This window comes from Pedobacter polaris, from assembly GCF_005116505.1.
Classification (GTDB): domain Bacteria; phylum Bacteroidota; class Bacteroidia; order Sphingobacteriales; family Sphingobacteriaceae; genus Pedobacter; species Pedobacter polaris.
This window is the reverse complement of sequence record NZ_SWBR01000002.1, coordinates 434,859-460,663: the sequence shown is the minus strand read 5'-3', so window position 1 is coordinate 460,663 and position 25,805 is coordinate 434,859. Positions and strand designations below refer to the sequence as shown.

The window sequence follows — 25,805 nt, the reverse complement described above, 5'->3', positions numbered from 1 at the left end:
GTTGTGTGCATATGTGGTAAAACTTATTTAATTAGCTCAAAGGTTGCTACTAATTTAGCTTTAGCAGAAGATGGGCCAATCATCAGTTGGACTTTACCTGCTTTAGTTTTTAAATCATCTAATTTGGCATCGTAGTGCTGAATATCAGACGCCTTTAGTTCGAAGGTTAAATGCTGTTGTGTTCCTTTCTTTAAATGAATGCGCTTAAAGCCTTTCAACTCTTTTAAAGGCATGTCTATACCTACTTGTTTAATGTAAAGTTGAACTACTTCATCACCATCATAAGTACCTGTATTTTTAACAATTAAGTTTATTTTTAAAGGTGACCTGGCTGTCAATTTTGTTGATGATAATTTTAAATTGCTGTACGTAAAGTTGGTATAACTTAAGCCATAGCCAAAAGGATAAAGCACAGGTTTGCTTACGTAACGATACGTTTTTCCAGTCATGCTGTAATCGTCAAAAGCAGGAATATCAGCAATCGATTTATAAAAAGTAATTGGAAGTCTTCCCGCTGGATTATATTTCCCAATCAATACATCAGCCAATGCTGCACCCCCTTTTTCACCACCATACCAAGTCTCAACTATGGCATCTAAGTTTTCTTGTTCCCAATTGATAGCTAAAGCACTTCCATTTAACAGCACCAGTACAATAGGTTTTCCCAGTTTTTTTAATTCTTTTAACAATTGAGTTTGAATAGCAGGTAAATTCAAATCTGTTTTATCGCCCCCTAAAAATCCTGGCACTTTAACCTTCAACTCCTCTCCTTCCAATCTGGGTGAAATTCCACCTACAAAAACAATCACTTCGGCTTTTGCAGCAATCTTTAAAGCCTCATCAAATTCTTTTTGATGGTTATAGTTTGGAGTATCTATCACATTACAGCCTTTGGCATACATTACATTTGCGTTTAAGAAAGCTTTTTGAATGCCCTCTAATGGTGTAACAATATGTTTAGGGTCACCATTATAGTTTCCTAATAAAACTGCCGAGTCGTTTGCATTTGGTCCAATAACGGCCAAGTTTTTCAAGTTACTTTTTAATGGCAGAATGTTTCCTCTATTTTTTAGCAAAACAATAGATTCCTTTGCCATTTTTAACGCATGAGCTTGATGTGCTTCATTATTAACCACACTGTAAGGAATTTTCGAATACGGATTAGATTCATCTGAATCAAAAACCCCTAATTTAAACTTGGCTCTTAATAACCTAGCAACAGCTGTATCTAATTCACTTTCTTTCAATAGACCTTGTTTTATAGCCGGAATAACGGCTTTTGCATATCCATAACACTGGTTATCTGCACCTGCTTTTATGGCTTGTGCTACAGCTTCCACACTATCTTTAGCCGTTTTATGAAACATATAAAAATCGTATACCGCACCACAATCAGTTGCTACAAAACCTTTAAAATTCCATTTGTTGCGGAGGATATCATTTAATAAAAAAGCATCACTGCAGCAAGGTTGACCATACAGGCGATTGTAGGCGCACATAAAAGAATACACGTGCCCTTCTTGTGCTAACATTTTAAAAGCAGGCAGATAGGTTTCCCATAAATCTCTTTTGCTAGGCCTAGCATCAAACTCATGTCTGCTTGGTTCTGGTCCGCTATGTACAGCAAAGTGTTTAGCTGTAGTAATCGTTTTAAAATAGCGAGGATCCTCCCCCTGCATGCTTTTAACAAAAGCTACACCCAGTTTTCCGGTTAAATATGGGTCTTCGCCAAAGGTCTCATGACCTCTGCCCCAACGTGGATCTCTGAAAATGTTTACATTGGGTGAATAGAATGTTAGCCCTGTATATTCTTTCCTATTACCTTCTCTTACAAATTGATGGTGTTTTGCCCTTGCCTCATCACTAACCATTGTTCCCATTGTAAAAATGCCAGCTGTATTAAAAGTTGCCGCCAAACCAATGGGCTGAGGAAATGAAGTGGCTAAACCTGCCCTTGCTACACCATGCAAAGCTTCGTTCCACCAATCGTAAGCAGGTATTTTTAACCGCTCTATTGCTGGTGTGCGGTTATCCATCTGCAAAGCTTTCTCTTCTAAGGTCATTCTTTTCAGTAAATCTTTAACACGAGTTTCTAAAGGTAATTGTGTATTTAGGTAAGGTGCATTTTGTGCAAAACAGAAAGATGAACAGCAGAATAACAGAAGGGTGGTGAACTTAAATTGCATATTGGATGACGGATTAGCTTTGATTCGTAAACAATTTTACAAAATTTTTAAGTCTAAAACGGCTATTGTTAAATTCAAATTATGTAATTAATAATTAATCCCCTTATAAATCAGTAGACTACGGCATTGCCAAAAAAAAACCTTGCATTAAAAATTCCATAAAGCTATATTTGCACCACTTTAAAGGAAACGGTTAAACGAAAACTTTAAATTGATTCCGTAGCTCAGCTGGTAGAGCATTACACTTTTAATGTAGTGGTCCTGGGTTCGAATCCCAGCGGGATCACAGACCAACCTTCAAGCGAATAGCTTGGAGGTTTTTATTTTAGTTCCCTTTGGGATAAGAAGTTTATCCCGATGTAGCGTAGCGGATATCGGAAAATCGCAGCGGGATCACATGATGGGAAAGACTAGAAAAATCTAGCTCTTTCCCTTTTTTTTCAGCTAATTTATTGTTTACAAAGCGGATGAGGGGTCAAACGATTGTGGTACATAAGCATAAATAATTAATTGAATTTTTCCTATCTTTAGCTACCAATTTAGAATATTACAAAACAAATAGGCTATCAGAAAGTAATCAACAATTTATTTTTGATGAAGAAGGGTCAATAAGTGATAGTTTTTCCAAATAATGATTACAATCATTATTTTTGATGACTAGCGGTCATTGTTATATAGTCGATAGTGCAGTACCTTTAAGGTGGAAACCTGTAACATTTCGTACAGATAACATCATCTTTTTTATCTTAGAGTAAATCATTTAGTGTAGAAAAGTGCGTGCAAAAACACAACATAAGGAGAACAAATTCCGTGAATAGTCCGACAAAAACAGAAGAACACTTTAAAAAAAGTATAGACATTTTTTCAAATGCCTTTAAATACTCGGCTACTGGTATTGCATTAATAAGCCCTGACGGTAAATGGTTAGAGGTTAATGATGCTGTTTGCACGATTACTGGATATTCTAAGCATGAGTTAATGAAACTAACCTTCCAGGACATCACATATCCAGACGATTTGGAAATTGACTTGGAATTAGTCGGGCAAATGCTGAATAAGGAAATAGATAACTATAACCTTGAAAAAAGATATATAACTAAAACTAGTAAAGTTGTCTGGGTATTGCTAACAGTTTCTCTTGTCTGGAGCGATGAGAATACACCAAATTTTTTTATCTCACAGATACTAGATATCACCGAGAGTAAAGAATTGACAGATGAGCTTAGGAGGAAAAATGAGGAATTAGAAGCAACACAAGGCAAATTGGTAGAAAAGGTCGAGCAATTGGAGGAGTTCAGTCATATTATTGCGCACAATGTGAGAGGTCCGGCTAAAAACATACAGATGCTTGCTGAAATGTTTAAGAAAACAGATTCTTCAGAAAATCTATTTGGTAATTTAGAAATAATAGGGATGATCGATATGGCGAGTACTTCGTTGCTTGAAAGTCTTGAAACGCTGATTATAAGTACACAAATGCGGTTAGATCGTGGAATCACTTATGACAATTGTGATATTAAAGCCACTACTGAGCAGGTTATTAGCCAACTACAAGGGGTTATCCATGAAAAGAAAGCCATCATCACACAGAATTTCCTAGTTTATATAGTTAGCTACCCAAAAATCTACCTTGAAAACATTTTATACAATCTTATTAGCAATGCGTTAAAATATTCTAAGAAAAATGTCGCACCAAAAATTATCCTTTCAACCCGACAGATCGGAGATAATGTGATTCTCTCTGTAAAAGATAATGGATTGGGTATTGATCTGAAAAAGTTTGGAAATAAGATATTTAAACTCAATGAAACTTTTCATAAAGGGTATGATAGCAGAGGCATAGGTCTGTACCTATTGAAGACTCAAATCGAATCTCTAAATGGAACGATATCGGTAAAAAGCAAAGTGAATAGCGGCACTGAATTTGTTTTAATCTTATAAAAATGACTGGCAATGATTAGGATAGGCAGGTAAAATACAATAATAGTTTTCTATATGTAATATCAGCGCTTTATTATGTAATTACACGCTGGTTTGTATCTATTCACCATCCATTTGCTTGGAAAGATTTGGGAAGGCAGGAATTAAATTGATTGAAGCAGTACACGCTCAATTGAAGAAGAAAGATTGCTTGTTGCTACGACATCTTGCCGTTTCCTTCTACAGAATTATACATTATGATCAAGTAAACAAAGCTGCCAATTTGCGTAGATCCTCTAATAAATGGTTCGAACTTTGTACCATGACGTTCACAGAAAGCCTCACAGTAATGTGAGGCTTTCTTGTTTTAATAGACCGTCATTCCGAGGTACGAGGAATCTAATGCTTAAATGATATTAAAATACTTTAGATAGGATTTCGAGATGCCTTTCAGAGCATCTCGAATAGCTGTGATTTTATTCTTTTACGGATATAAAAGTTTCTACTTCCGCATTGTCTCCGTCATAATATTTTTTTCCATGAATAGTAAAGTCAGCTTTATAGGCACGTTTTAAGTTTAGCTCTTTATTTTCCCATATTTCCAACCAAGTATTGAGCACAGCCTCTGGCATTTTTCCTTTGGAAACAAATTTTTGGTACAACGAAGTTTCAATTGTTATGCCTATAAAACCTTTTGGGATATTTTCTAAGGAAGTTACTGGTAATCCTACAATAGTGGTGTAAAGACCAGTGAAGTCTGTTTCATAATCGGTGTAAACTGCATAAATTTCATCACTTGCGTTATTAGGGATTTGTTTTTGAATTTCTTCGCCCCAAAACTTGCCCCATAATGCTTCGATGTCTTTGGCAGATTGTCCATTAGCATTAGTTGTTCTTGTTGAAATTCCGATTACGTAAAATTTTTGAATAGTTTGATTGTTCATCTTATTTTGATTAAGCTGCAATTTAGAATGCTCTTGCGACAACCCTATGTCAAGGGTGGCGAACATTTTTTTCTGCATATATCAAAATACTCCTCAAAGGTTATTTTGTGCGGTTCAAATGTGTGGTTTTGCACCAACAAACTTTCAATTCTATCCAAACGAAAAGCTCTATAATCATTTCTCAATCTGCAAAGTGCAATGAGCAACCAATTTTCTTGAGAGGTGTAAATCGCAAAAGGTTCGATGGTTCTTTCTGTTGTTTGATTATTGTCTGGCGAGAAATATTTTATTTTGATAAGATTAAAATTTGTCAAAGCCAATTGAAGGGTTGATAGATTATTACTTGTACGGTCGTTGTTGGTGTTTTGTCCTGATATAATACGGATGGAAAGTAAATTAGCTTTGTCTTTAGTGTTGTTTTTTAATACAGATTTGATTTTATTGATTGCTTCGGTGTAATCTTTTACCAAAGATGCGTCTTTGTTTTTCAAAACCAATTGTTCGACTGTAATCAAAGCGTTTGCTTCTCTTTCTGAAAACATTATTGGCGGAATTCTATAATCGTCCATTAAAGTATAACCTTTTCCTTCTTCTGTAATAATGGGAACTCCTGCTTGTTCCAATGCTTTAATGTCACGGTAAATTGTCCGTTTACTAATTGAAAATTTTTCAGCTAATTCAGTAGCTGTTAATAGTCGTTTTGCTTGCAGTTGTATAAGAATTGCTGTCAGTCGTGAAAGTCTTTTTGTGTCGTTGTCGTTCATTTTATGTCTGACGTGATGTTTATACAGTTGCTCGGGGCAAATATATTGATATGTTTAATTATGAAAGCTGGTAACTTAAAATTATAACATTTTTAACAGTTTGATGAATACTTCTGCCTTGATGCTATTGGAAACAAAAAGTACGTACAGCCAATTATCTTTCAGCACTGTTAGCTTCTAAGTTATTATCCAATTGTACCCGAATTACCTGAGCGATCTACTGCGCATGCATACAGGGCAAAATACACAACAGCATATACACCAGAGGTTGATTGAAAAGGCGAAGGAAAAACTACAAATTTATCGGTAAGCGAAATTGCTTATATATTAGCTTTGAACACACACAATCGTTCAGTACGCTATTTAAAAAGAAAACCAGTTTGTCACCTCTTGAATTCCGGCAGGCATTTAACTGATAATTAAGATACACCTATGAAGCTTACCTAATAAGAATAGCCCAATAAAGCAGCCATTATTCACTCAAAAGCTTAAATCTTCCAATAAATGGTTAGAATTTTGTACCAACGGGTTCGTAGAAAGCCTTCAACGTAATGCTTATGTAAAAACCAATGGTGGATACATTGTCATGGACGGTAGCTGATGACATCCACCAAATGTTTTTCTATTTAATTTTAAACAACGCTTAAAAATAACAGAAATTCAACTGCCTCTCCTTTTCGGTAAAGAAGTTCCAGCTGAGAGAGATTTCGTGGGTTGAACCAGCATAACCCGCCAAATTGCCCATACTATGATCGTACGAATAACCCAACCTTAAACGTTGACTAATAAATATTTCACTCATGCCGATAAGTGCATTTTTGTTATTGATATCACCTTGCAAAGCGGGCTTATCATAAAGTTTGATGCCTGTTCTGTAACCTACACCCAACCAAACCACTTGCTTAAACAGAAAAAAAGCATTTATATCTAATACTGTTGGCCCTTTAATATCATCTTTAATTAAAAAGAAAGGTTTAAAATCTATCACATATTCTTCTAATGGAATTAATACACCACCCGTTAAATAATAATGTGGTCTTGGCGTTGGAAAGTTGTAATCCAATGATTTTTTGTCCAATATATATTTACCTATCAAATTGTTTACCGATGCGCCAATATACATTTTGGGCGTAGAGAAAAATACACCAGCATGCACGTCTGGAAGTATTTGTTTTACCGTACCGCTTGGAATATAATTGTCGCCCAAATCTCTAGGGTTTAACATATCGCCATTTAAGCTCGATTGCATAACCCCAATGCCTAGTCCAAAGGCCAGTTTCGAAGTTCTATCTTCGTTAATTGGCAAATGGTAAGCATAGTTGGCAAAGACTGATATGCTTTTCTGGGCACCCAACTGTTCTGCATTCATTGTTAACGATAATCCAACCCGTTCGTTTGGCATTAGGGCATCTGCTGCCAAAGAAAAACTTTTTGGCGCACCTTCAATGCCAGTCCACTGGTTTCTGTAGGTCGCATTTATATTTACACGTTGTCGATATCCGGCATAGGCCGGATTGATATAAATGCCATTGAAAATATATTGGCTATACTGCGCATCTTGCTGGGCAAAGCATGGGCTTGCCACACATAACAATAAAATAAACTTAGTTAATTTCCACATATCAATCTTTTATCAATGTAATCCAACCTGTAGTGCTTCTTTCGCTTCCATCTTTTTCTCTGATCTTCAATAAGTAGTAATAAGTACCCTCATTAAGACCATTTCCATTCCAGTCATTTTTGTAAGGGCCATTGCTCTTATATACTTCATTACCCCATCTGTTAAAAATATATAAGGCATGGTTTGGATGAAGTTCCAACCCATCTATTCTAAAAACATCATTTTTGCCATCACCATTTGGTGTAATTACATTAGGCGCCACCACCTCGCCAATAATTTCCTTTACATCTGTAGATATGTTATTCGCCAAATTTGGATCTGGCTCAATCGCAGTTACATTGGCGGTATTCACTACCCTTCCCGCCTTAATTGCTGAAGTTTTTATCGACAAAACCAATTTTTGATTATTCGCTAGGGCACCAATTTTCCAACGGATTACCTGATCAACTACCGTAACGTTTCCAACCGTTTCACCTGTAGTGCCCATATATTTTAAGTTACTTGGTAGTTTATCTACTACTTCTACCCCCGTTGCATCAGTATTTCCATTGTTCTGTACTGAAATTTGATATTCAAAGGCCTCACCCGGGCCAACAAATCTCTTTTCAGAAATTTTGCGAACTTCTAAATCCGCATATTCAACTATTAATAAAAAACCATCAGACAGATCAGACTTACATTTTTCTAAATTCATTGTAGCAACTTGGTATAAGCCTGCCACACTTGCGGTATATACTGCTCCAGTGGCATTGGCTATAGGCTTCCCATCTCTATACCATTGGTACGAGTAGAACCCAGCCTGATCTCTTACTGCAAAATTGACTGAAGCACCTAAACGGATCCTAACAACCGTAGGATTTGTTTGTGCGAATGCCCAATTGGTCAGCAGAAAGAAGAACGCCAGTAATATATACCGTTTTACGTTCACCCTAGTGGTTTGTAAAAATCAAAATTATTGGATAACAATTGTAGGTTTAACAGGCTTTGGCGTTACGGTTACGGTTTGAGTTGCAGTAGCTGTAACCTCACATCCTTTGTTATCGCCCGATTTTATCACACCTGTATTGGCTACTGTTTTTACGTATATTACCGTTGCATTAAAAACATAAGTTCCTGCCCCGGTTGTAGTAAGGGTAAATTTGTTTACAGCTGTTTTTGAGGCATCATCTGAGCCAATTCCAGTAAGCGGGCTCACAGCAGTACCATTTTTCGTGGCCGTCCAAGCGTATCCGTACTCTATACCGTCAGGCAATGCTTGTGCTGGTGTAGTGGTAGCAGTAATTACAGAACTTAAAAGAGCATTATCACCGCAATAGGAAGCATTATTTGCAGTTAAAGCAAGTGTTTTGCTTGGTAGTTGGTAAACCTGAAAAGGATCTGACACGTCTCCCCAACAACCAGCGACAGACAATATTTTGGTCGTATAATTATGAACGCCAGCAGTAAGATTATTAGGCGTAACGTAGTCGGTTATGTTAGCTGTGCCATTGAAAGTTTTAACTGCTACCTCAACGCCTTCCAAGTACCAATAGACCTTATCCCCAGTTGCCAGGGTTGTCTCTTCTGGGGTATGCAGGGTGGCTGTTCCGGCATCGCATAAATAAACTGGATAGTAAGTTTGCGCCTTACTTCTTGCACTTACACTCAAGATGATGATAAATGCAGCTAAGATTGATTTGATAAATGTTGCTTTCATTTTTTGGTGGTTTTTTATTAATTGTTTAATTGAATATGTGCTTTTGTAGGTTTGGGATAGGACCTAATGATTACATTAGTTTGTGTTCTTTTAGTGTTCAATGTTTTGATATAGAACATTTGTATACCAGAAGAAGATAGGCTGCCACTTATTGTCCGGTTTCCAGCTGCATCCTGTGAGCTTAATGCTGTAGGAAGCGTTGGGTTTTCAAATTGTGTTCCATCTGCAGATAAAGGATAGCTGACGGAAACAATAGTGCTTCCTTGGCATACCTCCTGTCCATTAACTGTATTATATTTAATGTTGTTGCACAAGCCAACGCTAGAAGAGATTCCATTTTTGCACTCTTCATCTGGATCTACAGGACCTGCGGCATTGTTGCCTGTAGCATCTATATCGCTTAAATCGGCAGGTCTTAATATACTTGCTTTTATGTCAAATGTTTGATTATAACTTCCGGTAAAGGTAGCCACGATAACGAAATCGATTATAGCCTGATTTGGCAGATCAAGTGAAGCCGTATAGCTCTGTGCACTTGTAACACCATTACTTAAGCTTACGCCTGTGCTTGGGTTGGCTGGGGTTACCGAACTAATAGTTAATCCTGCTGGTAAGGCAATCGCTAACTTTGCTCCATTGGCCGCAGAAGGACCATCATTTTTCACACTAATGGTATAAGTAATCGTTTTATCTGAAAAGTACTTGGATAAATCTGGTGTAATGCTTTCAATTTTCAGGTCTGCTTCAGTAATAACCATGTTAATAGGTTGTGCCTCTTCACTACCCTGAATGTAAGCCCAGGTATCCATCGATTTTTCATTACCGAAACTGCTACCTCCCAATCCTGAATATTTACCCCATATATGACCATTCGAATTACTGGATATACCTGTTAAATTTTGGTAAGGATCAGAAGTTTCAGAAGCGGTATTACCTCTATTACTAATATCGGAATCGTCCCAATACACTAAATCACTATAAACCGATCGGTCTGGATTACCTGTTTGTAAATCGTAGTTGGTTGTATTATCTGTTAATTCGATGGTAATTCCATTCGGATTTATTTCCATATCAATATATGGGAAGTGAACCTCGGCAGATCGCAACATCGTCTTTAGCTGACTAATAACCGATCCAGCGGGAACAAAATTTCCATTTCCATCTTTTGCATCCCAAAAAATAGAATTTGCACCTACATTAGCAACACCAGTCATAACCCTATTTGTACCAGATGCTACGGGTATTGTAATGGTAAAAGTTCCGGTGGTAGTTGAATTAAAGCTAATATTTGCACCCTTTTGACTTACTCGTCCAATAGTCCCCTCAACTCCGGTTACCAGTAAATTAGAGATAACTGGGAGGACTGCTATATTTTTAAGCCAGGTACTCTGACCGGCCGCAGTAATATATGTTGGCGCCGATTGCGGTAGGTCGGGATTGGGTTTGTTATAGAAAATTTTGTGGGTAATATTTTTATCATCATCCAAACTTCTTGGATCGTGCACATACGGATTTATTCTAGCATCAGAAAAATTTAAACTTTTATATGTTGGTACCCCGTTAACAGCAAAACCATTATTATTTGAAAAAAATGTGAATCCTATACCATTGTTTCCATTAGTTTTTACCCTGTATGCCCTACCATCTTGGGTTAAAATATAATTGGTAACATGGAACGATGTATTTTGTGTAAATCCCCCGTTTATATAAAGCGTTAGAACATTGGTAAATACCCTTCCTGTTAACCATGTTGTTCCAGCTCTTACCGAAACATCCCACGCGGCAAGTATATCTCCATTATCTGCATTGGTATTACCTGAACCTTGTGTCCAAGGGTCATCTGCTAATACATCAGCTGGCGCAAGAGAAGTTGCATTTCCGTTAGGCCCTAATGGTGTTATAAAATCTATTTTCCAAATCCCAGCTTCTTCCAATAATACGGTTTTGGTGAATGGAGTATACTTACCTCCTGGTGGGCCCACGCCACTTGGTCCGGCGAGTTCCCTATTACGGTCTGGAATAAGTCCTACAGTAGTAGAACTTCCTGATGTATATACCATGCCATTTGGTGCTGTAAGTATGATGGTACCTAACCCTTTACCTTGAGCACTCGATGCAACAGCAATAATTTCACCAGCGTTGGCATATACATAATGCGTACCAGTAGTTTTAAAAGGATTGGAAAAAAGCGAAACAGAGTTGGTATTACATAGTAAAAATGCCCTATTGCCTAGTGCTCCAGCAGGGTAAAGATCTTTACTACCTTCTGCAAAAGTGGTTTGGGTAAAAAGAGAAAGTAAAATAATGGCTAAACCACACAGCGAAAGCCGTGAAGTTAATAATGATAGCTTCAATATATTTACAACCCTAACGCAATACATATTTCAAAAGAGTATGCACTGCAAGAGCGTGACTGTTGTAAACCAAACATAAAATAGGTAGTAGTGTGTTTGTATTATTTCCTTTCCCCAAAATTAGGTACAAAATTTGATAGGAGCATTATTTTCCATGAAATGTGGATAAAATTATATTTTTTGATTATAAGTGTAGATAATATTGCCCAATATTCTACACTATATAATTTCTACAAAAAAGCAATTGTCTCCTATCTTACTGTTAGTGATTATATTATAAAATTATTAATGTACATTTGAGATATCCACAATTTCTATTTAATCACGAAGTTGAGATCAATAACTCAAGTGAACTGGTGTAAGAAATCTTAAAGCTTTTAAATAGTATTAACAGTGTTTGTCATTTCGAGATGTTTGAACTTGAGCGCCGCATAGTTTTGATAAAAATTTATCATTTCAATTTACCCGCTAAAAACAATATCTCTTATTGGTTGTTAGTAGCAAATAGCCTACGCACTTGTCTAAAAATCTACAAACAACTCCCGCAAATAAATCGAGTATAGTCAAAATCATATTGATTATAGGACTCTCCTTGCTATTGATTGGTGAAGGATATTTTGGTTATCAATTACACAACCTTTCCGAACGCCAAGAGCACTTGAAAAAGGATTATGCGGATATGAACAATATTAATCTAGGTCTTTTTTCAATTGATCAGTGGCACGATAAGGTACAGCATATCATCAACCACCAAGCTAAAACCTTAAATATCTCTGCCAAAGAGAAAAAAGAACTTCAAAAGGAAATAGAAGGGGTAATTATTGCGCTCATTAACAAGGCAGAAGCACTAGTAACAAAGCCAGAAAAAAAGTCTATTAGAGGTAAATTAGTCAAGTTTGCAGTCAAAAATTTTGTGAACACAGATACGATTAAAAAGCAGGTGCCAGGTATTGCCAAAGGTATCATTAAGAAAATCGATAATCCCAACAACAAAAAACAACTGAGTAAAATGGCGCTCAAAGAGCTCGATAAGTTTGAGCAGACAGAAGTAATAGACAGTATTTTAACAGCTAATGCCATAGCCATAGGCAAGGTTTACAAAAAGTACAACGTTACTTCTACCGAGCAGCTGAATCAAAAAATCAAGGCAGAACTCAAACATATTGAAACTGCTACCTATACCTATTGCACAGCCATGCTAATATGCATTGTAGTAGTGCTCGCTTTATGGTGGATCTTTAGAAAACGAAAAGCATTACATGCTATCCTTTTTATCATGTCATTGCTGTTTGCCTTCATTCTATTGGGTGTTGGCCTCACGGCCTCAATGATTGAGGTAGATGCACGCATCAATGCACTAGATTTTGTATTGCTTGGTCAGCACATTACCTTTCAAGACCAAGTATTATTCTTTCAAAGCAAGAGTATATTAGATGTGGTCATTATCCTAGTTAACGGAACAGCAATAGATTCTATTCTGGTAGGCGTTCTTATTCTAGTATTCAGTATACTTTTTCCAATTATGAAACTTAGCTCAACAGGTATACATCTGCTAGGAAAAAAGAGTTTGGCAGAAAACAAGATCATCAAGTATTTTGCATTTCAGTCTGGTAAATGGAGTATGGCCGATGTAATAGTTATAGCGATACTAATGGCTTACATTGGTTTAAATGGTTTGTTAGAAAATCAACTCCATCAACTTAATGTTCCTGCTACCTCACTTACACTCCTATCAACTCACAATACAGCGCTTCAACCTGGTTACATTATATTTATTGCTTTTGTATTGTTTGGCTTAATACTATCAACCATTCTCAAATTCATTACACCAAACGATGCCTCTTAAATTTTAGTGCAAAAAACTAATTCTTAAACCCCATAATCAGCTATATCTTGACTATCGAAAAACATAACCAGCAGCAAAACAAAGCTAAAAAGAATATACTAGCTCATGTTCTTTTGATTTTGAGTCTTGGTATTTTTTTAGCTGGAACATACTACAGCGGTTACAAGCTCTATACCTTGTCTAACGAGCAAGAGCAAATTGCAACCGATTATGCTACTGTGAATAGCATCACTTTTGGTGTTTTTTCTGTAGATCTTTGGCGAGATAAGATAGCGCATATCGTAACGAAGGAGATTAAAGGTTTCAAAATTACCAGTGAGCAAAAAAAAGAGATTCGCATAGAAATTGAAACACAACTTCATGCCATGATTAATCAAGTAACTAAGGAAATAACCAAACCCCAAAAAGGCCTTGGCAATAAACTCAAAAAGTTTGCCTTTAAGCAATTTGTTAATCCTAAAGAGCTTCATGACCAGGTTCCCTCCTTCGCTACTACCATTGTCAATAGAATTACGAGTACAAAAGCAACCAATAAACTCAAAAACATTGCTACAAATAAGTTAGATAAACTGGCAGATCAAACCTTTGACAGCACTAAAGTTGCCATTTATCAAGTTACAAAACAGCTTTATAGCAGGTATTATGTAAACAATCAACAGGCTTTCAATAAACACATAGAAACAAGGTTAAGCAACATCCGTAAGGTTACTTATAACTATGCTTATGCCATGCTAGGTTGTGTAGCTATGGCCTTTATAGCTTGGCTCATCTTAAGAAAAAAAACCTATTTGCACAATACCCTATTCATAATGTCATTACTTTTTGCTTTGGCCTTATTGGCAACTGGTGTAACGGTTTCAATTATTGAAGTAGATGCCCGCCTGAGCTCACTTGAGTTTTTAATGATGGGCGAAAAGGTAGTCTTCGAAAATCAAGTGCTTTTTTTCCAGAGCAAAAGTGTTCTGGGTATTGGAGAAGTGCTTATACAACAACCTAAACCAGATGCAATTACTGTGGGCATTATCATTATACTTTTTGTAATTATACTGCCCATATTGCGTATTACTGCCAGAGGAATTCACATGTTGTGCAAACCACCCATTGCAGAAAATGCCATTACAAAATACTTGGCATTTGAATCTGGCAAATGGGACATGGCTGATGTAATGGTGGTAGGGATATTGATGACCTACATTGGCTTAAACGGAATTCTTAAAAGTCAACTTTCTGGATTGAACATGAAAGATGAGTTTTTAACTACTGCCACAGTTAATTACACTTCCTTGCAACCCGGCTTTATCATCTTTGTAGGTTACGTAACCTTTGCATTTTTCCTTTCCTATATGTTAAAGAAAGTAACTTGCAGCACAAAATAATACCATAAAAAAGAAATTGACAGTTTAAGAATAAATGTCACTGCCATCATAGAAAGCCTTGCAGCATTTGGGGCTTTTTGTTTTAGCAACAAGATTTGTCATGCTGAGGCACGAGGAATCTAAAAATTGAATACCTTACTATCCAAGCAGAATTCGCTTAATGGGATTACAAATCCCTTAGATAGGATTTAGAAATGCCTTTCAGCATATTACGAACAGCTGGATTTTTTAATTTCTAGGGCCCTCTAGTATGTGAACAAATCTTCCCATTAACTTGTGTTATTTAGGTAAAAGTCCTCCTTTAATAAAGTCGTGTTTTCCAAGATGGGCCCTTACTTCCATTAATAGCGTTATTCCTTTCCCAGCGTCGCCACTTAATATTTCATTTAATGGCAATTGGGGTAAATAGCTATATTCGGGGTTTTCTTTTTCTACGATCACCACTTTATTAATCCTTCCCGTACCATCGCCAGTTATTTGCCATTCACCATTAATTTCTCTCTTCATGATCTCTCCGCAGTACGCTGTAATTAACACAAAATAATGGTCGATAAAATCATAAGTGTCATTCTTCCTCAAGTACTTTTTCATTTCTCGATGGACTACCTTTAGGCTCTCGATCGAATAATCCAACTTATTGGGATCCAACTTAAATTCGTTAGCGAGCAGCGTGGCAGATTTCGGAATTATCTGCTCGAATTCACTTTGGCTAACATGATAAAACTCGTTAAAGGCCCCTGTGGCCTTATCTGTATTTTTAGCGACAATAGATTGTTTTTGATCAAACCTATCCATCATTTTCTGATAGTCTTCAAAGTTTGGGTACAGCGTACCATTTCTCTTCTCAAATTTGTCGACTAGCAACAGTTCTCCGCTCTCTAAAACATAAAAGTCCAGCCAATCTTCAAGATCGGTTCTTCGCAGGTCATTTCTAAGGATTGCCTTCCCGGATGCGACCCATTCCAAAACTTGCTTTCCTTTTATATTTTTAACGGAAACTTTCATAGGCCTGTTAGCGCTTTTATGGTTGTAGTTCGTTATAGTCTGGGCCAATATTGGGCAAGTTAGGCAGTTCCAAATTAACAGGCCCAGCAATAACATTAAGGTAGGGAATCTTAACATCTAAATCAAGTTGTGGGGTTATTTCAATTGGTTGTAAAAGATAAAGCTGATTATTAATAATTACCACAAAGGATTGAAAAACCTTCACCCCCCTTAGTGCTGCAGCAGTTAAAATTGTGGGGCTAATAACACCTCCAATATTAGGAACTTTGCTCTGCATAGATAAATGAAGCACTTTCAGAACCTAAACTTGGTTTTCTCATAAACTCATAAGGAGAAAGTCCAGAGAATGATTTAAAATCACTAATAAAATGAGATTGGTCAGCATAGCCTAAATCGTAAGCAAGCTGTGTCAAAGTACCATATTGGATAGAGGGCAGTAGTTTTAATGCTTTTTCAAATTTTTGGAGTCTGAAGAATTTACCTGGAGATACGCCAACATTTTGTTTAAACTTTCGTTGCATTTGTCTCTCTGAGATATTATAATAGTCTGAAATGTTTCCCAAATTTCCATCAATACTGAGTTGATATATCAAAGGCTGATGGATAAGGTCATTAATAATTTTATCGTTTTTACCATCAAATAGCCTATCGTAAAAATATTTGCTTAGAATGGTAACTCTTTCAAAATTATTTGTTGTGGCTAACAAAATTTGTGGAATTATCGTTTTGTCCAATGCTAGAATATCTGGCGTTTCATTGGTAATTTCTGAAGCGTCTATCCTAAATAATGCATGCAGTGCATGAGGAAAAAAACTTACACCAAAATGAGAGAAACGACTTTCCCAAAAACCATCTGACGGTTTGGTGTCTAAACCGCTTAAATAACAAATAGGCATAATGTCACCATTACCATTTTTAACTGGCGAGAATGAAGCTATGTCCTGGAAAATAAGACGTGGATAACAATCAGCAAAAGAGCGAATATGTAGCTGATTAATAGCTGTAGTATCTCCCTCATAGCTCCAAAAATACCTTATCCAGTTTTGTAGCGCAGGATGTACAGGGTATTGGTGGTACTTCATAAAACAAACAGATGATTACGATTTAAATTTAATAAATTTTCCTAATGGTTGGTAAAAATCTGCTGCGTTATTATGGAAGCTGATAAGTTCTGGGGCAAAGAAAAAAGCGAAAAAATTAAATGTCAGTTTCAAGTTCTTGTTCATGAGAGCAGAAGGCAGCCAATTAGAACAAATCACTCAGCTTATTGAATCAGATATGATAAGGCCTGTTATTGATAAAGTCTTTCAATTTGAGCAAACAAATGAAGCTATGGCTTATGTAGAATCTGGTCGTACAAAAGGAAAAGTTGTAATAAAGGTTAAATAATTTTAAACTTTAATAAATACAACATATCGCTATTTTAAGGTTGCTATTTGCTTCTCTTGCTAAGTTTTGGAAAATAATCAGTACTACTTTTCCTTAAATTATTAAAAAACAATGCATAGCGTATCGATTGTCCTTTTTGCAAAGTTACCGGTTTGGTATAAATGGGCGAATTTAAGTTAACATCAGTTCCGTCTGTTGTATACCTAATTGTACTGCTCGTTGTAGGATCTGTAAGGGTAATGTTATTGGTACTATCTGCATTTACTGTTAGTTGTATAAGCGGTACAGGGATACGGAAGTTTATACCCTGATTATGGTAACGCTGGTATTGTGCATTTAACCTGCCCTTAAAATCAGCAAAGTTTCTTGATGATTTGGGAGACCAATCAATTTCAGCCAATGCTGACATACGCGGAAAAGCCATATATTCTAAGTAATCTTCCGTTGCAATAAACTCTGTCCATAAATTGGCTTGGGCTCCTAAAATATGCTTTGCCTCTGTTTCATTCAAATCGGGGTGTACAGGTTCAAAGGCATATACACTGTCCAATGGTACCCAATACCCAATAGCCATTGGCTCAATCTTAGCTTCAGCCTGATAGCCATCAAAATATAAATGTGAATAAGGAGACATGATCGCATCATGACCGCTTTTAGCAGCTTTTAAACCACTTTGTACACCTAGCCATGAATGTACGGTTGCATTTTCTGCAAGTCCACCCTGCATAATTTCTTCCCATCCAATAATCTTTTTCCCTTTGTTATTGATAAATTTCTCCATGCGCTGAATGAACCAGCTCTGCAACGCAGCCTCATCTTTTAGTCCCTCCTTTTTCATGCGTGCCTGACATTTTGGGCAAGTTTTCCAGGCATCATGGGGTGCCTCATCTCCACCTATGTGGATGTATTTAGAAGGAAATAAAGGTATAATTTCAGTCAATACATCTTGTAAGAAAGTAAATACGGTATCGTTACCTGCACAATATAAATCTTTAGATACACCCCAAACCTTTCTTACTTCAAAAGGTTTTCCATTTTCAAAACTTACCTTGCCACAGGCCAAGTATGGATAAGCGGTAATTGCTGCTACCGAATGGCCAGGCATTTCAATTTCTGGAATTACTTCTATGTACTTTGAGCTTGCATAGGCCACAACTTCTTTAATCTGATCTTGGGTATAATAACCTCCATATCTAGTGCTATCTACATCTTTTTGTCTGTTAGGCCCAATCTGGGTTCCATTTCTATAGGCTGCAACCTCTTGCAAGCGTGGGTATTTTTTTATCTCTATCCTCCAGCCTTGATCTTCTGTAAGGTGCCAATGAAACTTGTTTAATTTATGCTTGGCCATTTGATCTATAAACTTCTTAATAAAATCAACAGACCAAATATGCCTACAACTATCAAATAACATTCCACGCCATCCAAACCTTGGTTCATCTGCTATATAAACACATGGCAGCTTTAAATCACCTTTTAATGGTACCAGTTGTACAAGAGTTTGGATACCGTAAAAGAGTCCATTTTCGGTGCCGGCTTTTAGTAGGATTTGATTGCTACTAACCTCTAATACGTATCCTTCTTTAGCAGTTATTTTTGGATCAATAATTAAGCGAATTGCTTTGGCATTTTTTGGTAGTTCCCTGGTTATTTTTAACACAGGTTTTATACCGGTAGTTTCACTTAATGCAACTTGTGTTAATACTGCCAAATTTTTCAAATGAGGGGCATAACTAATATATACTTCTTTGTTAAGCATAAAATTTCCTGCACGTTCTTCCATTTTTGCTGGAAGTGGAATTAAAGAAAGCTTTGACTGTGCAGCTAAGTTAATTGTACAGGTTATTAAAAAAATAAGGGATAGTAACTGTTTCATTGTTTATGGGGATGATTTAATGCTAATTACTCAATGCAAGATATTGATAACAATGTGGTAGTTCTTATTTTTATCTGGACAAACGTTTGCATAGCACCTACTAGATAGCTGAGCAAACAGGGAAAGAGTAAATATTTATTAAAATTAGATCGCTTGTATTAAACAGCTTGAAAAACAGTATGAATAGCTATTAAAAACTATTCATAGCACATTTTTAGTAAAAATATAAACCAGCATAGAAACCATCATCGCCATAGACCAGAAATTAACCCCATAAAACTTAGGACAAACGTTTGTTTAATAGAAATAACAATTGCTATAGCACAACTAATGAATAGCTAGATTGGATACATTTTGGAAATAACTTATCACTTGCTAAAAGTATATTAAAACAAAAAAGAGGTTGCTTTCACAACCTCTTTCTATTTCGTTAGCTCAATTATTTCGCTAAGCCATCATTCATGTATTTAGCCTCTAAGTCTTCCTTATAAGCTTTAGCCTTATCAATCCATTCTGGTGCTTTTTCTTTCAAATCGTCTACAATCGTTCTACCTGTTAATTCATCAGGTTTAGTGATGTATTTATAGGCACCGTAAAGGGCCGCTCCTATTAATGCTGTTCTAAATAATCCCATAATTTCTATATTTTTTAGGTTTAACATTTATGCTTTAGAAATGTTTTGAGTAGTTAAATATATTTTTGTTACAGCTTAATTTGCAAATCCAAAGCTACTACGTTAGTTAGCTATATTTTGTTACCAACATAGTTGATAATTAGCTAAGGCTACAATCCCATTTTAAACCATCCCGTAAGCTCAGTTTCGTCAATTGTCCCTTCATTATATGCACTGGCACAAATACCTGCAGGATTAAATATCTTATCGTTAATGGCAATAGATCCATTAAAAAATACAAGTCCAATACCAAACAGGCAGGTAGTGCCTTTAGGGAAACTGTAATTAAAGTTTTGTATAGCTGTTATTGCTTGACCTTTCTCTAGGCAAATTGTTTGCATGGTTGGTTTTAACCATAATCCTTTTGCTAAACAAAAGAAAACGGGTTGAATTTGTAGCATGACCTTGTTTGACCCTACTCGAAATTTTAGATCTTTAGCTACCTTTAAAGCCGGAAACGTAAGTTGAACTTGTGAATTTTCAAAACTTAATTTCGGACTAATTAACAATGAATCAATTAATAAAGATTTGGTATTGAATTCAAACCCATTCAAGCGATTGAAGCTATCTTGATTAAATACAATTTGTCTATCCTCTTGTAAATGTTGGTTAATGATAATTGCAATGTCCGAGTTCATTCGGTTTACCATTTTAATATCGTAAAAGCCATTTACCAAATGTTGTAGGTTATGCCTAATGTGCTTGGCAAGTGGACTAACGACGCTACCAAAAAGTGAAGCACTTTTTTTCGTCGCTGGGGTTTGTTTCATCGTGCCCTTACCTGGGTTACTTTGAATTGTAGTTGTCTTTTTGTCTCTTTTTCTAAAGCTAAGCTTCCCAATGCTTCCTTTAATGTTTTTTCCGTCGTATAAAGCCATAAATTTTTGTTATTTATTTAATATCCATTAATCATTTAGGGATGATTGGCTATTCGGCTGTTATTGAAGTATGGCCCATCCGAGCTTTCTTCGTATCTAATATACAACTAATTCACTACTAAACCACAACTAGTCCGCGTTTTATTACCTACACGCGGACTAGATGCGGACTAGATGCGGTGTAGCTATGGAGTAAACCCTAAGGAAAATGCTATTACTATTACCGGAACATAGGCTAAGGCATAGCTTAATTTGGATTAAGACAGGTAAGGATTACAAATCCTTAAATAATATGGTCTGGATTGCAAATCCAGACCAATTATACCAACTGCAGGTAAAATAACCCTTAAACAGCTAACCTTATAAGGTAGCCATATCAATTACAAATCTATACCTTACATCACCTTTAACCATTCTTTCATAAGAAGCAGTAATGTCTTTAATATCAATTAATTCTATATCAGAAACAATATTGTGTTCGGCACAAAAATCTAACATTTCTTGGGTTTCTTGAATACCCCCAATGCCAGAACCAACCAAGCTCTTGCGACCACCAATTAATGAGAATGGATGAATTGGATAAGGTGCAGGTACACCAACCACTATATGCACACCGTTAGTGCGTAATAATGAAAGATACATGTTCATGTCATGATCGGCAGATACGGTGTCTAAGATGAAATCAAAACTGCCTTTAACGGCTTTCAATTGTTCGGCATCTGAAGTTACCACAAAGTGGTGTGCACCTAATTCTTTAGCTGCTGCTTTTTTTGAAGGCGAAGTACTTAATACTGTAACTTCTGCACCGAAAGCCACACCAAATTTAACAGCCATATGCCCTAAGCCGCCCAAACCTAAAACTGCTAATTTGTGGCCTTTACCTACTTTCCAATGTTTTAAGGGAGAATAAGTAGTGATACCTGCGCATAATAATGGAGCTGTTGCTGCTAAAGGTAATTTAGCTGAAATGTGTAATACAAACTCTTCACGAACCACAATATTATTTGAGTAGCCTCCATAAGTTGGTACGCCATCTCTGCCCTTATTGTTATAGGTTTGTGTATTTCCATCAAGGCAGTACTGCTCTAAGCCATCTTTACAGTTTTCGCATACTTGACAAGAATCTACCAAACAACCTATGCCTGCTAATTCTCCTAATTTAAAGTTTTTTACATGGTCGCCTACTTTAATTACTTTACCTACAATTTCATGACCGGGCACCATTGGGAAAACACCCGGAAACCAGTCGTTTTTAATTTGATGTAAATCACTATGGCAAACACCACAGTACAATATTTCTAGTTGAACATCATGAGGTCCAACTTCCCTACGCTCAAAGTCCCAAGCTGCTAAATCAGTTTCGGGGGTTTGTGCTGCATATCCTTTTGACTGTATCATAATTTTTATTTCGTTTTAAGCTAGTAAAGTTATCATAAACGCATGGCGATAAAATGGTCATTTGAAATTATGGCGAATGCATTACAATTTATAGTTTTAAGGACTTACGGTTTCAACTTGATTGCGTTCATCATCCTCATCTTTATGGTCTTTGGGTGAATCTCCTTCTAATTTCTCACTTGGTATACCTTTATCTGTGGGAACCTGTTCTTCTTTCTTATCCGGAGTTTCAGTTGCTACCTCACCTCCTTCTGTTGAGATCGATGCAGTTTTTTGTGGTATATTTTTATCTTTCGTTTCAGCCTCCCCTTCTGCTAACCCAGTTGTATCATTTTCACTCGGTTGCTTGTTGGTGTTTGCTAAAGCAGGTACATCTATTTCGGTTTCTGGTGTTACCGTTTCTATTTCCAATTGTACTTGATCTGTAGGTTTTGGATTTTGTGTATCCTTGTTTTCTTGATTTGAATTTTCCATAGCATTATAATTATCTATCTATGAAATATAAAATAGGCCTGAATTGTTTGATTTGTAAAAGAAACACTTCTTAAATATCATTCAAAAAAGCCTTTATTGCATTAAAAATGATGATTTTCAACTTTTTATTTAAATAATTGGGCAAATAAATTTTAATTTCTATATTTGCACCTCCTTAAACAAAAGGAAATGATTCCGTAGCTCAGCTGGTAGAGCATTACACTTTTAATGTAGTGGTCCTGGGTTCGAATCCCAGCGGGATCACAAAAAGCCTCACAGTAATGTAGGGCTTTTTTGTTTTAATAGCCTTTGTCATTCCGAGGTACGAGGAATCTATAAGTAGAACAATTTAAGAATACTTTACTAAACCAGGTTGAATACTAACTCTAAATGTTATTATCCTAATGATAGAAAGTTCGAGATGACCTTCAGAACATCTCGAACAGCTTTGGTTTTCATAAGACATATTTTGCAAAAATGGGCATTGGGTTTCCTGAAATTATGATTATGATATGGATAGGAGAACAGAAATTAATCCTGACCTACTAAAATTTTATTTGGAATGCCATTTGCAATAACTCCTAGAAAATATAAAAATTATGATAAAAAAAGCATTGAATCTGTCAGTTGTTATAGCTGGTCTTTTATTATTTTCTTGCAAAGGAAAAAACCAAAACGAAAATTTAGCAGAAACTAATGTTAAAAAACCGCCTACTATATCTAAAACTAAAATTTATAAAAGTAGATTCACATCTATCATGGATGTGATAGTTACAGAAACACTTACTTTGGATTTAAATGAAAAAGGTGATGGTGGAGAATTTAAAAGCTCTGTAATTTACCCTAAAGGAAGTATGTATGAAGGTGAAAAATTAAAGAATATAAATAGTACAGGATCTTTTATGGTAAAGGAATCTGAAAAATATGGAACTATTTATGTTTTAAATAACGGCCAACCACTTGAAAATTGTTTTCAGGTTTTGGATCAGAACTTAAATCAGCTTTGGAGTGAAAATGGAGATATGACGGGTTCAGTTTACTATCAGATAAATGATGTAAATACAGGTGTACCTATTTCTGAAACTAGGGAAGCAACACCTCTTTCTAAAGAACAAAAAGCCGAAAATGAAAGACTCAAAAAGAATTTTAAATAAGCTTGTAAATTTAACAAAAAGATATCCTAGATAAAAGGAACTCAAAATTAAGTTCCTTTTATTTTTTTCCATTTGCATGCCTCAAATGTAAGCGTGTCTTACCATCTTATCTAATTTATTTATATCTGTAGCACATAATAAATACTCTTGTTATGTCTATAGAATCACTTCATGATCCATTGAATGCATTATAAAACAATAAACAACAATTATTCAGCCATAACACCAACTAAAGGTAAAATCCATTATATACATTAAAGTCTTTCCTCATATAGGGGAATAAAAATCCCAGTATTCCTCAGTACAGCTATTAGATACACAGATTAAACGCAATTTTAGAATTTTAAATCGTGTTAGATTATTTATTTCCCAGTAAATTCTTTCTTTGTCTCCGAAATAAAATATTTGATTTGGTTTTTATAAGTAGGTTTGTTAGTGAAGATAATGTTGTCTACTTTCCAGCCATTATCATTAATAAGTTGGATTTTTTCCTCCCAAAACAACCTGGGAAGTTGAAAAAATGCTCAACGATGGAAGCGCTATTTTAAAAAAAGCAAAATAGGTCAAATTTCCTGATGAACAACTTAAGTTTTATTTTCTTCAGTTTGAAGATAGAAAAATCCCACAACGGAAATTCTTGTTTTCATATGACTTGAACGTACAGTATGTATGAAAATAATCAGGTAGATATAAGCGAAGGTTCAATAGATATGTCCAATGGTTGTGATGAACCCAAAACATTGAACGGAACTTATAATTTTAAAATCAATAAAGACCGCCTTGAACTGACTCCAGTGAAAAGTTAAATATCTAAAAAATAATTTCTTGTGTTTAAATACTGGTATACTTTTAGCATGTGAACTTAGTAAAAACATACACAATGAGATTAAAATTAATCGCTGGTGCAATAGCAGTAATAGCTTCTGTATCGGCATGCCAAACAAATAAACCTAAGTCGGAATCAGAATTAGTTAAAGATTCTACAGCGCAAACAACAACTAAAACTTTACTAGACAGTTTTAAGCAAAATAAGGATGAAAGTGCTTTCTTAATAAGTTTATACAAAAAACTGGGACAGCAACCTAAAGATGATAAAGGAACACCCTATCGTTTGATTAAAACAGAAGAAATAAAACTTTACGGATCAGATAGACCGTATACTCTTGCTTATGTAGACGAAATTGATGGAGCAATGTCTGGCTGGCCGTATAAAGAACTTTTTATTTTGGACGATAAAGGTCAGATAAAGGGTAATTTCTTAACCCAAAAATATGAGCCGGTTACCGCTTTTGAAAATCAATCACCTTTATTAATGATCACGGAAGAAACTTCCAAAGCAAATGGAATTCACCATTTTGTAGGAATCAATAAAGATAGCGTTAAAGAATATCTGAATACTAAAGACTGGACCATCCAAACTATTGACGGAAATAATTATTCGCCAAAAATATTACCATTTGAACTGAAAGACGTTAATAATGATAAACAAAAGGACATCATTTTCTCAGGTCTGAAAAATAATAAACCCTTTACAATGTCATTCGTGTGGGATCCTAAAAAAGAAGATTTTGAATTAGATGAAACCAAAAAATAGAATATTATTTTAATAATATACAAAAGACCGTCATACTTAGGCGGTTTTTTTTGAGTGTAAAATGAGATCAAAAGAAAACCCATGCTAGCGCCCGCGTGTCGCGTGTGCAAACCTATTTTCCATCATAAACCCATTTCTTAAATAAATCATAAAAAATCAACTTCAATTAATCCCTTACCCCCACCATAGTCAATTGCACTACTGTACTTCCAATGCAGGACATCATTAACAAAGCCAGAAGCTACCGGGTTGTAGTGTAGATAATCTGCCTTTTGCTCTATCACTTCTGCACTCCACAGTTCTATTGGTTTATTGTTATGCTGCCAAAACTGGCTTCCCTTTACATTGCTACTCTTTAACGCCGCCCTCTCGAACATCCAAAGCATCCACTCCTTTCTACTTTCCTGGTTGTTTTCTTTTATCGCCCTTACAATCTGTTTTGAGGTATGTTCCTTAAACCTGCCCAACAAAATATCGGGATTGTTTTCCCTTGCCTTGAATATCAGGTGCACGTGGCTTGGCATGATGCACCAGCAATAAAGCTCAAGGCCCAGGTTTGCCTTGCAATAAGTCAAGCTCTCTACCAAAATATCACAATATAAAGGACGGACAAAAACATCTATCCAATATACCGTTGCAAAGCTTACAAAGTATAGC

General features: G+C 35.9%; 21 protein-coding genes, 2 tRNA genes and 2 pseudogenes. 9 read left to right on the top strand and 16 right to left on the bottom strand.

Going from position 1 to position 25,805, the window contains the following annotated elements; genetic code table 11:
* Positions 1 to 23 precede the first annotated feature (23 nt).
* Positions 24 to 2,186 (bottom strand): glycoside hydrolase family 3 C-terminal domain-containing protein, encoded by a 2,163-nt coding sequence (locus FA048_RS08195; RefSeq protein WP_136839743.1) that lies wholly within the window; start codon positions 2,184 to 2,186, stop codon positions 24 to 26.
* Positions 2,187 to 2,399: 213 nt separating this feature from the next.
* On the opposite strand from FA048_RS08195, the gene FA048_RS08190 reads away from it, so the two are divergent.
* A tRNA-Lys gene (locus tag FA048_RS08190) sits at positions 2,400 to 2,472 on the top strand.
* A 524-nt stretch (positions 2,473 to 2,996) separates the two neighbouring features.
* Complete coding sequence (locus tag FA048_RS08185; protein WP_169306836.1) at positions 2,997 to 4,127, top strand: sensor histidine kinase; 1,131 nt, start codon at positions 2,997 to 2,999, stop codon at positions 4,125 to 4,127.
* Between the two features lie 455 nt (positions 4,128 to 4,582).
* Here FA048_RS08185 and FA048_RS08180 read toward each other — a convergent pair whose 3' ends face one another.
* Positions 4,583 to 5,050, bottom strand: coding sequence for a GyrI-like domain-containing protein (locus FA048_RS08180; protein WP_136839741.1), 468 nt, complete (start codon positions 5,048 to 5,050; stop codon positions 4,583 to 4,585).
* 44 nt (positions 5,051 to 5,094) lie between these two features.
* The gene (locus tag FA048_RS08175; protein ID WP_136839740.1) at positions 5,095 to 5,814 is read right to left on the bottom strand and encodes a helix-turn-helix transcriptional regulator; all 720 of its coding nucleotides are present in this window, start codon (positions 5,812 to 5,814) and stop codon (positions 5,095 to 5,097) included.
* A 187-nt stretch (positions 5,815 to 6,001) separates the two neighbouring features.
* Between FA048_RS08175 and FA048_RS19915 the strand changes: the two are divergent.
* Positions 6,002 to 6,230: pseudogene (locus FA048_RS19915) on the top strand (helix-turn-helix domain-containing protein); the annotation flags it as partial.
* A gap of 227 nt (positions 6,231 to 6,457) precedes the next feature.
* Here the strand turns inward: FA048_RS19915 and FA048_RS08165 are convergent.
* The 4 genes from FA048_RS08165 to FA048_RS08150 are packed head-to-tail and all read right to left on the bottom strand — an operon-like array spanning position 6,458 to position 11,485.
* Positions 6,458 to 7,435, bottom strand: coding sequence for a PorP/SprF family type IX secretion system membrane protein (locus FA048_RS08165; protein WP_136839739.1), 978 nt, complete (start codon positions 7,433 to 7,435; stop codon positions 6,458 to 6,460).
* 1 nt (position 7,436) lies between these two features.
* Entirely contained in the window at positions 7,437 to 8,363 is a 927-nt protein-coding gene (locus FA048_RS19910) for a T9SS type B sorting domain-containing protein (RefSeq protein ID WP_136839738.1), read from the bottom strand.
* 24 nt (positions 8,364 to 8,387) lie between these two features.
* Positions 8,388 to 9,131 (bottom strand): hypothetical protein, encoded by a 744-nt coding sequence (locus tag FA048_RS08155; protein WP_136839737.1) that lies wholly within the window; start codon positions 9,129 to 9,131, stop codon positions 8,388 to 8,390.
* Positions 9,132 to 9,148: 17 nt separating this feature from the next.
* The gene (locus FA048_RS08150; RefSeq protein WP_169306835.1) at positions 9,149 to 11,485 is read right to left on the bottom strand and encodes a DUF11 domain-containing protein; all 2,337 of its coding nucleotides are present in this window, start codon (positions 11,483 to 11,485) and stop codon (positions 9,149 to 9,151) included.
* Positions 11,486 to 12,059: 574 nt separating this feature from the next.
* On the opposite strand from FA048_RS08150, the gene FA048_RS08145 reads away from it, so the two are divergent.
* Both FA048_RS08145 and FA048_RS08140 read left to right on the top strand, forming a co-directional pair.
* Complete coding sequence (locus tag FA048_RS08145) at positions 12,060 to 13,331, top strand: paraquat-inducible protein A (RefSeq protein ID WP_136839735.1); 1,272 nt, start codon at positions 12,060 to 12,062, stop codon at positions 13,329 to 13,331.
* A 47-nt stretch (positions 13,332 to 13,378) separates the two neighbouring features.
* Entirely contained in the window at positions 13,379 to 14,707 is a 1,329-nt protein-coding gene (locus FA048_RS08140; protein WP_136839734.1) for a paraquat-inducible protein A, read from the top strand.
* Positions 14,708 to 14,986: 279 nt separating this feature from the next.
* On the opposite strand, the gene FA048_RS08135 is transcribed toward FA048_RS08140, so the two are convergent.
* The 3 genes from FA048_RS08135 to FA048_RS08125 are packed head-to-tail and all read right to left on the bottom strand — an operon-like array spanning position 14,987 to position 16,794.
* Positions 14,987 to 15,712 (bottom strand): hypothetical protein, encoded by a 726-nt coding sequence (locus tag FA048_RS08135; RefSeq protein WP_136839733.1) that lies wholly within the window; start codon positions 15,710 to 15,712, stop codon positions 14,987 to 14,989.
* A 16-nt stretch (positions 15,713 to 15,728) separates the two neighbouring features.
* Complete coding sequence (locus FA048_RS08130) at positions 15,729 to 15,989, bottom strand: hypothetical protein (protein ID WP_136839732.1); 261 nt, start codon at positions 15,987 to 15,989, stop codon at positions 15,729 to 15,731.
* Positions 15,970 to 16,794 carry a helix-turn-helix domain-containing protein gene (locus tag FA048_RS08125; RefSeq protein ID WP_136839731.1) on the bottom strand — a complete coding sequence of 275 codons (825 nt, stop codon included), beginning with the start codon at positions 16,792 to 16,794 and terminating at the stop codon, positions 15,970 to 15,972. The genes FA048_RS08130 and FA048_RS08125 overlap by 20 nt, the downstream gene beginning before the upstream one ends.
* Positions 16,795 to 16,873: 79 nt before the next feature.
* On the opposite strand from FA048_RS08125, the gene FA048_RS08120 reads away from it, so the two are divergent.
* On the top strand, positions 16,874 to 17,101 hold the full coding sequence (locus FA048_RS08120) for a zinc-binding dehydrogenase (RefSeq protein WP_136839730.1): 228 nt from the start codon (positions 16,874 to 16,876) through the stop codon (positions 17,099 to 17,101).
* Positions 17,102 to 17,144: 43 nt separating this feature from the next.
* Here the strand turns inward: FA048_RS08120 and FA048_RS08115 are convergent, their stop codons facing one another.
* The 5 genes from FA048_RS08115 to FA048_RS08095 all read right to left on the bottom strand — a co-directional run bounded on the left by FA048_RS08115 (position 17,145) and on the right by FA048_RS08095 (position 22,400).
* On the bottom strand, positions 17,145 to 18,977 hold the full coding sequence (locus tag FA048_RS08115; RefSeq protein ID WP_136839729.1) for a beta-N-acetylhexosaminidase: 1,833 nt from the start codon (positions 18,975 to 18,977) through the stop codon (positions 17,145 to 17,147).
* A 439-nt stretch (positions 18,978 to 19,416) separates the two neighbouring features.
* Positions 19,417 to 19,611, bottom strand: coding sequence for a YtxH domain-containing protein (locus FA048_RS08110; protein ID WP_136841251.1), 195 nt, complete (start codon positions 19,609 to 19,611; stop codon positions 19,417 to 19,419).
* A gap of 149 nt (positions 19,612 to 19,760) precedes the next feature.
* Positions 19,761 to 20,528, bottom strand: a complete 768-nt coding sequence (locus FA048_RS08105; protein WP_136839728.1) for a hypothetical protein — start codon at positions 20,526 to 20,528, stop codon at positions 19,761 to 19,763.
* Between the two features lie 360 nt (positions 20,529 to 20,888).
* Positions 20,889 to 21,926 carry an NAD(P)-dependent alcohol dehydrogenase gene (locus FA048_RS08100; protein ID WP_136839727.1) on the bottom strand — a complete coding sequence of 346 codons (1,038 nt, stop codon included), beginning with the start codon at positions 21,924 to 21,926 and terminating at the stop codon, positions 20,889 to 20,891.
* A 96-nt stretch (positions 21,927 to 22,022) separates the two neighbouring features.
* Positions 22,023 to 22,400 (bottom strand): hypothetical protein, encoded by a 378-nt coding sequence (locus FA048_RS08095; RefSeq protein ID WP_136839726.1) that lies wholly within the window; start codon positions 22,398 to 22,400, stop codon positions 22,023 to 22,025.
* Positions 22,401 to 22,591: 191 nt separating this feature from the next.
* On the opposite strand from FA048_RS08095, the gene FA048_RS08090 reads away from it, so the two are divergent.
* The 3 genes from FA048_RS08090 to FA048_RS08080 all read left to right on the top strand — a co-directional run bounded on the left by FA048_RS08090 (position 22,592) and on the right by FA048_RS08080 (position 25,148).
* Positions 22,592 to 22,664 (top strand) — tRNA-Lys (locus FA048_RS08090).
* A 335-nt stretch (positions 22,665 to 22,999) separates the two neighbouring features.
* Positions 23,000 to 23,554, top strand: coding sequence for a hypothetical protein (locus FA048_RS08085; RefSeq protein ID WP_136839725.1), 555 nt, complete (start codon positions 23,000 to 23,002; stop codon positions 23,552 to 23,554).
* 880 nt (positions 23,555 to 24,434) lie between these two features.
* Positions 24,435 to 25,148 carry a hypothetical protein gene (locus FA048_RS08080; protein WP_136839724.1) on the top strand — a complete coding sequence of 238 codons (714 nt, stop codon included), beginning with the start codon at positions 24,435 to 24,437 and terminating at the stop codon, positions 25,146 to 25,148.
* Between the two features lie 146 nt (positions 25,149 to 25,294).
* On the opposite strand, the pseudogene FA048_RS08075 reads toward FA048_RS08080, so the two are convergent.
* Positions 25,295 to 25,795: pseudogene (locus tag FA048_RS08075) on the bottom strand (transposase); the annotation flags it as partial.
* Between the last annotated feature and the right edge of the window lie 10 nt (positions 25,796 to 25,805).